The 13,890-nt window shown below is 41.5% G+C and carries 12 protein-coding genes; all 12 read left to right on the top strand.

Features of this window, described 5'->3' with window-relative positions:
* Positions 1–115 precede the first annotated feature (115 nt).
* The 12 genes from lepB to hslV all read left to right on the top strand — a co-directional run bounded on the left by lepB (position 116) and on the right by hslV (position 13,878).
* Positions 116–676 carry a signal peptidase I gene (gene lepB / locus AC1DVK_RS00445; protein ID WP_284471296.1) on the top strand — a complete coding sequence of 187 codons (561 nt, stop codon included), beginning with the start codon at positions 116–118 and terminating at the stop codon, positions 674–676.
* A 17-nt stretch (positions 677–693) separates the two neighbouring features.
* On the top strand, positions 694–1,566 hold the full coding sequence (ylqF, locus tag AC1DVK_RS00440) for a ribosome biogenesis GTPase YlqF (RefSeq protein WP_089362451.1): 873 nt from the start codon (positions 694–696) through the stop codon (positions 1,564–1,566).
* A gap of 188 nt (positions 1,567–1,754) precedes the next feature.
* On the top strand, positions 1,755–2,540 hold the full coding sequence (locus AC1DVK_RS00435) for a ribonuclease HII (RefSeq protein ID WP_410860283.1): 786 nt from the start codon (positions 1,755–1,757) through the stop codon (positions 2,538–2,540).
* A gap of 12 nt (positions 2,541–2,552) precedes the next feature.
* A complete protein-coding gene (locus AC1DVK_RS00430; protein WP_477625653.1) occupies positions 2,553–4,463 on the top strand; it encodes a hypothetical protein in 1,911 nt (636 codons plus the stop codon).
* Positions 4,460–4,732 carry an EscU/YscU/HrcU family type III secretion system export apparatus switch protein gene (locus AC1DVK_RS00425; protein ID WP_061462394.1) on the top strand — a complete coding sequence of 91 codons (273 nt, stop codon included), beginning with the start codon at positions 4,460–4,462 and terminating at the stop codon, positions 4,730–4,732. The genes AC1DVK_RS00430 and AC1DVK_RS00425 overlap by 4 nt, the downstream gene beginning before the upstream one ends.
* Positions 4,733–5,226: 494 nt before the next feature.
* Entirely contained in the window at positions 5,227–6,387 is a 1,161-nt protein-coding gene (sucC, locus tag AC1DVK_RS00420) for an ADP-forming succinate--CoA ligase subunit beta (protein WP_477625652.1), read from the top strand.
* Positions 6,388–6,405: 18 nt separating this feature from the next.
* Positions 6,406–7,308, top strand: a complete 903-nt coding sequence (gene sucD / locus AC1DVK_RS00415; protein WP_061462396.1) for a succinate--CoA ligase subunit alpha — start codon at positions 6,406–6,408, stop codon at positions 7,306–7,308.
* A 129-nt stretch (positions 7,309–7,437) separates the two neighbouring features.
* Positions 7,438–8,304 (top strand): DNA-processing protein DprA, encoded by an 867-nt coding sequence (dprA, locus tag AC1DVK_RS00410; RefSeq protein WP_061462397.1) that lies wholly within the window; start codon positions 7,438–7,440, stop codon positions 8,302–8,304.
* A 266-nt stretch (positions 8,305–8,570) separates the two neighbouring features.
* Positions 8,571–10,646, top strand: a complete 2,076-nt coding sequence (gene topA / locus AC1DVK_RS00405) for a type I DNA topoisomerase (protein ID WP_089362456.1) — start codon at positions 8,571–8,573, stop codon at positions 10,644–10,646.
* A 414-nt stretch (positions 10,647–11,060) separates the two neighbouring features.
* Positions 11,061–12,368, top strand: a complete 1,308-nt coding sequence (gene trmFO / locus AC1DVK_RS00400) for an FADH(2)-oxidizing methylenetetrahydrofolate--tRNA-(uracil(54)-C(5))-methyltransferase TrmFO (protein ID WP_061462399.1) — start codon at positions 11,061–11,063, stop codon at positions 12,366–12,368.
* A 59-nt stretch (positions 12,369–12,427) separates the two neighbouring features.
* Positions 12,428–13,330, top strand: a complete 903-nt coding sequence (xerC, locus tag AC1DVK_RS00395) for a tyrosine recombinase XerC (protein WP_089362458.1) — start codon at positions 12,428–12,430, stop codon at positions 13,328–13,330.
* 20 nt (positions 13,331–13,350) lie between these two features.
* A complete protein-coding gene (gene hslV, locus AC1DVK_RS00390; RefSeq protein WP_054396900.1) occupies positions 13,351–13,878 on the top strand; it encodes an HslVU peptidase proteolytic subunit in 528 nt (175 codons plus the stop codon).
* Positions 13,879–13,890 lie beyond the last annotated feature (12 nt).

Below are 13,890 nucleotides of genomic sequence, written 5' to 3'. Positions count from 1 at the left end.
TGCAAGAAACCATTAATGTACATATACGGTGAAAACTATATAGAATCCCGCTCGCTATAGCGTCCGCAACATGTTAAAATAATTGTTGATATGCTTTCTAAAAGGGTGGGTAAGGATGGCGAAAAAGAAAAATGAATTGTGGGAATGGACAAAGGCGGTCATAATCGCGGTTATAGCTGCGACACTGATTCGTTATTTCCTCCTGGCTCCAATTGTTGTGGACGGTAATTCCATGATGCCGACATTAAAGAATACGGACCGCATGCTCGTTAATAAAATCTCCTATTCGATTGGTGAACCGAAAAGATTCGACATTATCGTTTTTGAAGCTCCAGAAGGCAAAGATTACATAAAGCGGGTCATCGGATTGCCAGGGGAAAAAGTGGAATATAAAGATGATACCCTGTACGTGAATGGAAAAGCTTATGATGAGCCATACTTGGATGAATATAAAAAACAATTGATAGATGGCGGGGCTTTGACGGAACCCTTTACATTAAGTGATGTCATAGAACAAGGAACGGTGCCTGAAGACCATCTATTTGTCTTAGGGGATAATCGTCGTGTTAGTAAGGATAGCCGCTATATTAGCGTTGGCGTCGTTCCTTACGATAAAGTGTTAGGAAAAACTAAATTAGTTTATTGGCCGATTGAAGACTTTCGATTGGCGGAATAGTAGGAAGGTGGATTCCATTGACAATACAGTGGTTCCCTGGCCATATGGCCAAAGCAAGACGGGAAGTAACAGAGAAATTAAAACTGATCGACATCATCTTTGAACTTGTGGATGCCCGGATTCCGGCATCTTCACGAAATCCGATGATCGATGAAATCATACAGCATAAACCGAGGGTTATCCTTTTGAATAAAGCTGATATGGCCGATCCGGTGAAAACGAATATGTGGCTTGAATATTATAAATCACAGGGGAAAACGGCGATTGCCATTAACTCGCAGGCAGGAAACGGTTTAAACCAGATTACAGCTGCTTCTAAAAAACTTTTAAAAGATAAGTATGACAGGATGGAATCAAGAGGAATAAAGCCAAGAGCCATCCGCGCCATGATAGTCGGGATTCCGAATGTAGGGAAATCAACTTTAATCAATCGACTTGCCAAAAAGAACATTGCCAAAACAGGGAATACACCTGGTGTCACGAAGGCGCAGCAATGGATAAAAGTTGGTAAGGAATTGGAACTGTTGGACACGCCGGGGATCCTCTGGCCTAAATTCGAGGATCAGGAAGTGGGCTTGAAGCTTGCATTGACGGGAGCGATCAAGGATACGATCTTAAACTTGCACGAGGTCTCTTTATACGGTCTGCGCTTTTTGGAAAAGGAATATCCGGATAGATTGAAATCCCGTTATAACCTGGATGCAATTCCTCAGGAAACGCTTGAACTATTCGATGCCGTCGGAAAGTTCAGGGGCTGTTTAGCATCTGGTGGCTTCATTGATTATGACAAAACCGCAGAGTTGGTCGTACGTGAAATCCGTTCAGAAAAGATGGGCCCTCTTACGTTTGAGGTCCCTAAGGATTATGAAGAGGATAATATCCCCGAATAACATTAAGTAGAGATTGCAAGACACTGACCTGATTTTTGAAGAAGGTCGGTGAAAAGGGTTGATACGGAGCTGGAGTTGGATGTCGAAAAGGTTTTTAACTTTTGATGTCTCTTTTCCGCTCCGTATTTTTGTTTGAACTGTAGAAAAGGAGCAAGACTGCCGATAATTAATATGATGGGTGATAAATGATGAAAACTGCAATGAGCATTAAGGAAATCTCCTCAAAGTTAAAGACTATAAGAGAGCCAGATGATTTATTTTTACAAGAATGCCGGGAAGACAGCCGAAAGGGAGTAACTGACTTAGTGAGCAAATGGCAAAGAGCCTATGAAAAAGAGCGACAGGTAAAGGATGCTTTCACGGAAATGACGGAGTTTGAACGGCAATTGCGCAAACAAGGGTTTTCCATTCTTGCAGGTATCGATGAAGTAGGAAGAGGGCCATTGGCAGGACCAGTTGTGACAAGTGCTGTCATCTTGCCGGAATCTTTTTATTTGCCAGGACTGAATGATTCTAAAAAGATTCCAGAGTCAAAAAGGGAACTGTTTTATGAGATGATTTTTAAGGAAGCACTTTCCATAGGAGTGGGTGTTGTACATAGCGAAGTAATTGATGAAATCAATATATATCAAGCTACGAAAAAGGCAATGGTGGCCGCAGTGAACGATCTGTCGGAACTTCCTGATCATTTGTTGATTGATGCGATGGAACTGGATGTGCCGATTCCGCAGCTTTCACTCATAAAGGGGGATGCAAGAAGCATTACCATCTCTGCGGCATCCATTATAGCGAAAGTGACTCGTGACAGGATGATGAAGGAATATGGTGAAGAATATCCGGAATATGGTTTCGGAAAGCACATGGGATATGGGACAAGCCAACATTTAGAAGCGCTCGAGAAGCACGGGCTTACACCTTGGCATAGAAGAAGTTTTGCACCAGTTAAGGAAATCGCTGCACGTACGAAGGACTAGGGAGGATGAGTGATGCAATCGACAAGCGGTCAACCCGTATCTTCACCAATTGAAATACAAGGAACTGCGAGTTTGAAAAACGGTCAAATCCTTTTCGGGAAAGTGAATAAGGTTTTTCCTAACCAAACGGCCGAGGTACAGATTGGCCATCAAAAAATGATTGCCGCTCTCGATATCCCGCTTCGGGCAGGAGAAAGGTATTGGTTTCAAATTCAACCACCAAATGAGGGGAAGGTCGTGTTAAAAGCTTTAGATTCCCCGAATTTGAACTGTTCCAGCATAGATGGCACAGCTGCACAATTGATCGCTCATCTCGGCATAACGCCCGAACCTGCGGCGGCAAAGCTTGCCGAATATCTCCTGAAAAACCGTCTCCCGATAACCAAGGAAACTTTTCAGTCCGCTTTGCAATGGCTGAAAACTGCTGATGCAGAAGTTGGTCTGCCTCTGATAAAAACAATGTTCATTCAGCAATTGCCGTTTGTAAAAGATGTATATGATGCATTATTTTCACATGCCAAAGGCGAACCTTTTCACAAATTGCTCAGCGGCCTCATGCAGCAACTGCAGGATGGGGGAGTGGTAACGAGGACGGCTTTCAAGCTTATGGAGGTATTGGACTCCTTGCATGTGGCTAAACAGAGCGAGCTTCAACAATTCGGTTTGCAAAAACTAGTGACCATTTGGCTGGATTCGGATTCAACACCTGAAATGAAATCCGGCGCATTTTCCCTGCTTAAAAAGACAGGTTTCGTCCCAAAGGGAATTACAGAATCTGTCTTTCTGGAGAAGTTAATTGATGGAGCTGAGGCGAGGTCCGGAATTCCTAAGAACTCAGCGATTGAAAAATTACACCAAGGATTGCATGTACTTTCCAAGGCAAAAAGCGGAGCATTTGGAAAAATTGATGAAATCGAAATTAATATAAATCGGATATTGAACGGCGTTGATCATAAAGCGACAAAAATGCCAGCTGATATCCAATCGTTTCAGAAAAAAAATTCTGCAGAAAAACTTTCCCCTCTTGCCTTTCATTTGCTTGAGAGTGCTTTTGCAGAAGCAACAGCCGGAAAAAAAGCAATAGGCGGAAATGTAGAAGTGAATGACCTTTTAGGCTATTTGAATATGGATAGAGAGCAGGTAGTTGAGTCGAAGGGTAAGGCGGCCAAACTACTGTTTCAGTCACTTAAACAGCTGTCTGAGGCCCAGTTCGTTAGGAATAATGAGGGGCTGGTCCTTGCCCAGGTATTTGAAGCTGAGTTTCAAACAATCGATTTTACTAATGGTCCATCTGTTGCACACCAACTAAAAGAGTGGACGAAGATCCTTGGTCTTCAGCTGGAACATGCACTTGTTAATCTTACTAGAGATGAAATGGAGTTCTCGAAGGATTTGGATACACTTAAACCGCTGCTGCTTAAATTGCTGAATGAGCAAACTCCGGCAGCCATTAAGGAGATCGCAGAACAAATCCTAAATCGGGTCACTGCCCAACAGATCCTTGCACAAGAAAATGGGCCGATTCAGAATTTGCTCCTTACACTTCCAATCAATCTTGGCTCTACACAAACGGACCTAACGTTACAATGGAGCGGAAGGAAAACAAAAGATGGCAAGATAGACCCGGAATACTGCCGCGTCCTATTTTATTTAGAATTAGAACGCCTTAAAGAGATTATCATCGATATGCAGGTACAAAATCGAATCATAAAGGTGACGGTCATTAATGGGCATGGAGCAGTCATTGAAGAGACAGCAAATCAATATCTTGAACTCCTGAGAGAGAATCTGGAAAAAATGGATTACAGATTGTCAGGTGTTTCATTTGTAAACATGCGAAGCGGAAAAGAGAGGGGCTACAGGTTGAAATCCGTTCCTTTTTCAGAATCTGGTTCATATAGTGGAGTGGATATTCGAATATGAAAAATGATAGGCGAAAAGAAGCGATTGCCTTAAAGTATGATCAAAAGACATCCAAAGCTCCCGTCATATTGGCGAAGGGGAAAGGTAAAACGGCTGAAAATATCCTGGAAAGGGCTATGAAGCTGGATATACCGGTCCAAAAGGATGAGTCGCTTGCTGCACTTTTAGGTCAATTGGATATAAATCAAACGATACCGGAAGAATTGTACGGAGCTGTTGCGGAGGTATTTGCATTCATTTATAAAGTCGACAAGGACATGAATCGGTAGGGGCCTGATTATGCACGTGATTTCACCAAAATGGATTCTTGTTGGTTTTTGTAGAAAATTAGGGAAATCGTTAATAAATTTTCATTATATTAAAAACATACTAAACCATCAGCAAAAGGACAAAGCCATGGCTTTGTCCTTTTGCTTTTCCTTTGAGTCAAAACAAGGATAAACGTAATTTCCCTGAGGTGTTTTCTGGATTAATATGGTGGAAAAGGGTGTATCAGGGTGTGTTTTCACTGGATTTATAAGAGAAAAGGCTTTTTAAAAGAATAGAATGATAGGAAAAATATAATTGATTTTCATCTAGAAAGAAACACAACGGCCAAGCAGTTTTTTTCCATTTAATACAAGAGTAAAAAAGTATATTATGATAATATTCACAAAATTATGTGAAAGAATATTATGCACCAAGGAGAATTTTGTTGTAATATGGTAGAGAAAACAGGCATTAAATTTAAAAGTTGGTTTTTAGTAGATAAGGAGGATGGGAAATGAATATCCATGAGTATCAGGGAAAAGAGATATTGCGACAATACGGGGTATCCGTTCCAAATGGCCGGGTTGCCTTTACTGTAGATGAAGCAGTGGAAGCAGCGAAGGAATTAGGTACGGAAGTTGTTGTCGTCAAAGCTCAAATTCATGCGGGCGGCCGCGGGAAAGCCGGCGGAGTTAAGGTAGCGAAAAATCTTGATGAAGCACGTACATATGCAAAAGAGATTCTTGGTAAGACGCTGGTGACCCATCAAACAGGACCGGCAGGCAAGGAAGTTAAGCGTTTACTTATTGAAGAAGGCTGCGACATTACGAAGGAATATTATATCGGGCTGGTCCTTGACCGTGCTACGAACAGTGTCGTATTGATGGCTTCTGAAGAAGGCGGAACGGAAATTGAGGAAGTGGCTGAAAAGACACCAGAGAAAATTTTCAAAGAAGTAATCGATCCGGTTGTCGGCCTGACTGGCTTCCAGGCACGTAGGATTGCATTCAATATCAATATTCCGACTTCACTTATAAATAAAGCTTCCAAACTGATGGTTAACTTATATACAGCTTTCGTTGAAAAAGATTGCTCAATCGCTGAAATCAACCCATTAGTGGTAACAGGCGATGGCAATGTAATGGCACTGGATGCTAAATTGAATTTCGATGATAATGCGATTTACCGCCATAAAGACATCGCGGAGTACCGTGATTTGGATGAAGAGGATGCGAAAGAGATTGAAGCATCAAAACATGGCCTTAGTTACATATCGCTTGACGGAAATATCGGATGTATGGTTAATGGTGCCGGACTTGCTATGGCAACGATGGACATCATTAAACATTATATGGGAGATCCGGCTAACTTCCTTGACGTTGGTGGCGGCGCTACTGAGGAAAAAGTAAAAGAGGCTTTCAAAATCATCCTATCCGATCAAAATGTTAAAGGCATCTTCGTTAATATCTTCGGGGGGATCATGAAATGTGACATCATCGCGACTGGCGTAGTAGCTGCTGCTAAAGAGCTTGGCCTGGATGTCCCTCTTGTTGTTCGTCTTGAAGGTACGAATGTGGACCTTGGTAAAAAGATACTTAAAGAGTCAGGTTTAAATATTACGGCTGCTGAATCTATGGCAGATGGAGCACAAAAAATAGTATCACTTGTAGGATAATAGGCAGGGGGGAACATAATGAGCGTTTATATTAATAAAGATACGAAAGTGATCGTTCAGGGAATCACTGGTTCAACAGCATTATTTCATACAAAACAAATGTTGGAATACGGCACGAAAATCGTTGGAGGAGTCACTCCGGGCAAAGGCGGAACAGAAGCGGAAGGGGTACCTGTATTCAATACAGTTTCCGAAGCTGTCACTGAAACCGGAGCGAATGCATCGGTTATCTACGTACCGGCTCCATTTGCTGCAGATGCGATTCTTGAAGCCGTTGACGCAGAACTAGATCTTGTTATTTGTATCACGGAACATATTCCTGTCCTGGATATGGTCAAGGTGAAGCGTTACATGGAAGGTAAAAAGACTCGCTTGATCGGACCGAACTGCCCGGGTGTCATTAGTCCGGAAGAATGTAAGATTGGTATCATGCCAGGATATATCCACAAAAAAGGCCATGTAGGTGTAGTTTCTCGTTCTGGAACTTTAACGTACGAAGCCGTTCACCAATTATCACAAGCAGGCATTGGGCAATCTACGGCTGTCGGTATCGGTGGGGATCCCGTTAACGGAACGGACTTCATTGATGTACTGAAAGCATTCAATGAAGATCCGGAAACACATGCGGTGATCATGATCGGGGAAATCGGCGGCACGGCAGAAGAAGAAGCGGCAATCTGGGTGAAAGAAAATATGACTAAGCCAGTTGTAGGTTTCATTGGTGGCCGTACAGCTCCAGCTGGTAAACGTATGGGACATGCTGGTGCCATAATTTCAGGAGGAAAAGGTACAGCTGACGAGAAAATCCGCGTTATGAACGAATGTGGAATTAAAGTTGCCGAGACTCCATCCGTAATGGGTGAAACATTGATCTCCGTCCTGAAGGAAAAAGAAATCTACGAACCTTGTAAAACGCATTGATTTAAGTTGGGCCGACCTGTTTTTTGGGTCGGCCTTTATTTCACTCCAAATTCCTCGGGAAACATTTCGATTACTTTGACCATCACAATCAACCTACCTTTAAAAATATCCGATTAGGGGTGCTTCCAATTGAATAAAACAGAAAAATTAATCCACCTTCATCATTGCCGCGGAGCAGGATGGAAAACAATCCAAATTATCATGTCAAATGACCCGTCCTTATCTTCCCTTTTCACTATGAATCACGAGGAATGGGTAAAAATCCTCCCTATCCCTTCAAATAAGCTTACCCTCTTTCTCAAAGATTTACATTCACTCAATACCATCGATAAACTTAAACGATACGAAGATTGCCAAATTCATTGCTTGACGATCTTCGATGATGATTATCCTTTTTTGCTGAAGCAAATATTCGATCCCCCATGGGTTCTTTATTTAAAAGGCGATAAGAAGCTTCTAACGAGGAGGAGCACGCTAGGTGTTGTTGGAACACGTAAGCCAACCTCGTATGGACTGGAGGCCTTAAAAACGATTCTATTACCACTTGTAAAGAAAAAATTCGTGATCATAAGTGGGGTGGCGGCTGGAATCGATGCAGAGGCACATAAAATCACTTTGGGGGAAGGCGGAGATACGATTGGGGTTTTAGGAGGAGGTCTTTTGCAAATATACCCAAAATCCAATATTTCCCTTGCAGGGGAAATCATCAATAAAGGGTTACTTTTATCTGAGACCCCACCGGAAAAGAGAGCGGAACCTTGGATGTTTCCGCTTAGGAATCGAATCATCAGTGGATTATCACTGGGAGTATTCGTGGTCGAGGCCAAAGAAAAAAGCGGTTCCCTTATTACGGCACAATCCGCTTTGGAACATGGCAGGGAGGTATTTGCGCTTCCTGGCAATGTAACGAGTCCAGAATCATTAGGGACCAATCAATTGATTCAAGATGGTGCCAAACTTGTTTTGAGTTCTAAGCAGATTGAGGAAGAATTTTGAACGATATAATATAGAAGATAGACGGAGAATTAAACGGAAAAATAGAAAAAAAAGGCGTTTTTTTTAAAGGAATGGTTGAAATTTTAGACAAAAAGGTTGAAAATATTGTAAAACTGTTATAAGTTTTGCAAATGGCACCTCTTGTCAAAATACTTATAAATAAATAAAATGACATGCTTTGAAAAGTAAAGAGGTGTTGACAAATGTTTTTTGAATGATTAATAATAGTGAAGATTTATATTACCTCTTTGAGGAGGATTTATTGGATGTCAGAATACTTAGTGATTGTGGAATCGCCCGCAAAGGCGAAAACAATAGAACGTTACTTGGGAAAAAAATACAAAGTAAAGGCTTCCATGGGGCATGTACGCGATTTGCCTAAAAGCCAAATGGGTGTCGATGTTGAACATGAATATGAACCTAAATATATAACTATCCGCGGCAAAGGCCCGGTTTTAAAAGAATTGAAAACTGCTGCAAAAAAAGCGAAAAAAATCTATCTCGCGGCTGACCCCGACAGAGAAGGGGAAGCCATTGCCTGGCATTTGGCTCACAGTCTCGATGTTGACATTAATTCTGATTGCCGCGTGGTATTCAACGAAATCACGAAAGAGGCTATCAAAGAATCATTTAAATCACCGAGGCCAATAAATATGAAATTGGTTGATGCGCAACAGGCAAGAAGGGTCTTGGATCGTTTGGTCGGATACAATATCAGCCCGCTTTTGTGGAAAAAAGTGAAAAAAGGCTTAAGTGCGGGACGGGTCCAATCGGTTGCTGTACGGATGATCATTGACCGGGAAAAAGAAATCAAAGATTTTATCCCGGAAGAGTATTGGACAATCAAGGCAGATTTTGTAAAAGGAAAAGAACAGTTTGAAGGTTCCTTTTTCAGCCTGGGCGGTGAGCGGAAAGAATTAAATACAGAAGAGGACGTCAAAAAAGTACTCGGTTCTTTAAATGGCGGCGAATTTACGATAGGGGCAGTGGCTAAAAAGGAAAGAAGGCGTAATCCAGCTGCACCTTTTACGACTTCTTCCCTGCAACAAGAAGCGGCTCGAAAATTGAATTTCCGTGCAAAGAAAACAATGATGCTTGCTCAGCAGCTTTATGAAGGAATCGAGCTTGGAAAGGAAGGGACAGTCGGGTTAATCACTTATATGAGAACCGATTCGACCCGGATTTCCGATGTTGCGAAACAGGAAGCCCATACCTTCATTGAAAATAGTTATGGTAAAGATTATGTTCAGGTTGAGCAGCGGAAAGAGAAAAAACAGACTAATGCCCAAGATGCCCATGAAGCGGTAAGACCAACGAGCACATTACGTGAACCGGGTGTAGTCAAGGAGTTCTTATCCAGAGATCAATTCCGTCTATATAAGTTGATTTGGGAGCGATTCGTTTCAAGTCAAATGTCTTCGGCGGTCATGGATACGATGAGCATCGACCTGCATAACGGAGATGTCATCTTCAGGGCCAATGGTTCAAAAATTAAATTTCCGGGCTTCATGAAGGTATATGTTGAGGGATCAGATGACTCAGTGGAAGAAAAGGAAAATGCTCTCCCTGATGTGAAAAAAGGAGATCAATTCTTTTCAAAAGATGTAGAGCCTAAGCAGCATTTCACACAGCCTCCACCCAGATATACAGAAGCACGTCTTGTCAAAACCCTAGAAGAACTGGGAATAGGCCGTCCTTCCACATATGCTCCTACCTTGGATACGATTCAAAAACGTGGTTATGTTACTTTGGATAATAAACGGTTCATCCCCACAGAGCTTGGTGAGATCGTTCTTGAATTGATACGTGAATTCTTCCCGGATATTCTTGATGCAGAGTTCACTGCCAAGATGGAACAGGAATTCGATAGCGTCGAAGAAGGAAGCATCGAATGGATTAAGGTCATCGATGAATTTTATAAAGAATTTGCTGTTCATTTGGCTAAAGCTGAAGTCGAAATGGAGAAAATTGAAATCAAAGATGAGCCTGCAGGTGAAGATTGTGTAGAATGCGGACATGAGATGGTCTTTAAGATGGGGCGTTATGGTAAGTTCATGGCATGCAGTAATTTCCCCGATTGCCGTAACACAAAACCAATCGTAAAAGAAATAGGTGTGAAATGCCCGAAATGTAAGGAAGGAAACATCATTGAAAGGAAAAGTAAAAAACGCCGTTTATTTTACGGGTGTGATACCTACCCTGGATGTGACTTCATTTCTTGGGATAAACCGCTACCGCGGAGTTGTCCAAAATGTGAAGGTACACTTGTTGAGAAAAAACTCAAAAAAGGAGTCCAGGTCCAGTGCATGGATTGTGACTTCAAAGAAACTCCTCAAGCATAGAAAAGTCTGTGAAATCGTTTACTTTCCCTTTGTACTTTTGAGAAACTCTAAATATAAATTGACTCGGCATTTGCCGAGTTTCTTTATGTTCAGCGAAGTATGATATCATGGTAACGTGTGGATTTACTTCTTTGAAGAAAATGGATAAAGCTTGAAACTTTTTTATTTAGGTAATGTGATGTAAAATTCAGTGGACAAGTGCATTATTTTAAAGATATAATTCCTCTTTGTGTCCATTATCCCTTTTGGTACAGATGAAATGCTGGATTTGTGGCATATGCTTGAAATTTTCGTAGCAGGAATGGGTATTTTGGGAATAAATACATAGATATCGTTAAAAATGAAACACTTATGAAAGCAATTTTAATGATAAATGCTCCTGTCTTATCATATCTATACATGGAGGTTCGAAAAATGAAAGAAACAAAAGTAAGTGTAATCGGTGCTGGTCTTGCTGGAAGTGAAGCGGCGTGGCAGTTAGCTAAAAGAGGAATCAAAGTCGATCTATACGAAATGCGCCCTGTAAAACAAACGCCAGCACATCATACCGATAAATTCGCTGAACTTGTTTGTTCCAATTCACTTCGGGCAAATACGTTAACAAATGCGGTTGGTGTATTAAAAGAAGAAATGCGTATATTGGATTCGGTCATCATGTCCGCGGCAGATGCTTGTGCTGTACCGGCTGGCGGTGCTTTAGCTGTCGATCGCCATGAATTTGCCGGTCTTGTGACGGAAAAGGTCAAAAATCATCCCAATGTAACGGTCATTAATGAAGAAGTGACGGAAATTCCGGAAGGCCCTACCGTCATTGCAACAGGACCACTTACAAGTCAGTCACTATCTGACAGCTTAAAGCAAATCATGGATGAAGAATACTTGTATTTCTATGATGCTGCCGCTCCAATTCTTGAAAAAGACAGCATCAACATGGATAAAGTATACTTAAAATCCCGCTACGATAAAGGGGAAGCAGCTTATTTGAACTGTCCGATGACGGAAGAGGAGTTTGACCGTTTTTATGAAGCATTGATTGCTGCCGAGACAGTCCCACTTAAAGAATTTGAAAAAGAAATCTTTTTTGAAGGTTGCATGCCGATTGAAGTAATGGCATCACGTGGGAAGAAAACGATGTTATTTGGTCCATTGAAGCCTGTCGGATTAGAAGATCCGAAAACAGGAAAGCGCCCTTTTGCAGTAGTTCAATTGCGCCAAGATGATGCGGCAGGAACACTCTACAACATTGTTGGTTTTCAGACACATTTGAAATGGGGGCCGCAAAAAGAAGTATTGCAGCTCATACCTGGATTGGAAAATGCGGAAATTGTCCGTTATGGAGTTATGCATCGCAACACTTTCATAAACTCACCTAATGTTCTGAAGCCTACGTACCAATTCAAAAATCGGGACGATTTATTCTTTGCAGGTCAGATGACTGGCGTCGAAGGTTATGTAGAATCGGCAGCATCAGGACTGGTTGCAGGTATCAATGCTGCAAGGATCGTCCAAGGATTGGAGCCTGCCATTTTTCCTGCTGAGACGACAATGGGCAGCATGGCAAGGTATATAACATCGACAAATGGAAAGAGCTTTCAGCCGATGAACGCCAACTTCGGATTGCTTCCAGACCTTGAAGTGAGAATCAAATCAAAAAAAGAACGGAACGAAACCCATGCTAAACGCGCTTTGGACACAATTCAGAACTTTGTGAAAAATTTGTAAAATATTTGCCTGCTGTTTTAAAGTATGATACTATTTATTAGCCTTTGCGAGGTGTTTCCATGATTAATCAAAAAAAGGCATTATCATCCTTCATCGAATATTTACAAATTGAAAAAAACAGTTCACATTACACCATTGAAAATTACAAACGTGATATTCACGAATTTTTCCTGTTCTTAAATGAACAGGGTATCATCGATCTCACGTCTGTTGAATATTTTGATGTCCGGTTGTTTTTAACGAATTTATATGAGAAAAAACTTTCTAAGCGCACTGTAGCAAGGAAAACTTCTTGCTTGCGGAGCTTTTATAAATTTTTATTACGTGAAGGTGATGTGAAGGATAATCCTTTTTCTCTTGTTTCTTTACCTAAAAAGGATCAAAGACTGCCACGTTTTCTATATGAGAAGGAAATGAAACAGTTGTTTTCTTCTTTAAATAAAGATTCACCGATAGGAATAAGGAACAATGCATTACTGGAATTACTGTATGCGACAGGCATTCGCGTAAGTGAATGTTGTGAGATTAAATTGCAGGATATCGATCTTTCCTTAGGTACAGTACTGGTTCATGGAAAAGGAAAAAAAGATCGCTACGTTCCGGTTGGTAGATATGCTCAAGAAGCGATAGATATATACATACGTACAGCCAGGATGGAAATGACTTCGTCTGACGCCAAAGCGAATGTTTATTTATTTGTTAATTTTCGTGGAGACCCTCTGACACCTAGGGGAGTTCGCTATATATTGAATGAATTGATTAAAAAGTCAGCCGCAGATGGAAGTCTTCATCCCCATATGCTAAGGCATTCCTTTGCTACACACCTATTGAATAATGGGGCGGACATTCGCACGGTTCAGGAATTGCTTGGTCATTCTAAAATTTCATCAACGCAAGTGTATACGCATGTTACAAAAGACCAATTAAAAAAAGTCTATAATGCAACACATCCGCGGCCTTAAATGTTGAAAGGGGACACTTTATGACAACGATATTTGCAGTGCATCATAAAGGTGAATGTGCCATGTCCGGTGATGGGCAGGTTACTTTAGGAAATTCAGTAGTGATGAAGCATACAGCAAGGAAAGTAAGAAAAATCTTTAAAGGTAATGTTCTTGCAGGTTTTGCAGGTTCTGTTGCAGATGCATTCACTTTATTTGAGATGTTCGAAGCTAAGCTTGAAGAGTATAATGGCAATCTTCAGCGTGCTGCCGTCGAAATGGCAAAGCAATGGAGAAGTGACAATGTACTGAGAAAGCTGGAAGCCATGCTGGTCGTGATGGATAAGAACCATTTACTGCTCGTTTCTGGTACCGGGGAAGTAATTGAGCCGGATGATGGGATTCTCGCCATAGGATCTGGAGGGAATTATGCACTGGCTGCCGGCAGGGCATTAATGAGGTTTTCAAGTGACCATTTATCGGCAAAGGAAATCGCTCAATCATCTTTACAAATTGCAGCGGAAATTTGTGTATTTACGAATACGAATATAATCGTGGAAGAGTTGTAAGGAGGAGCGCAA

It is taken from the genome of Peribacillus sp. P4_B1, assembly GCF_056402395.1.
Note: the sequence above shows the minus strand (reverse complement) of the source record. Positions and strands in the feature narration are given on the sequence as shown.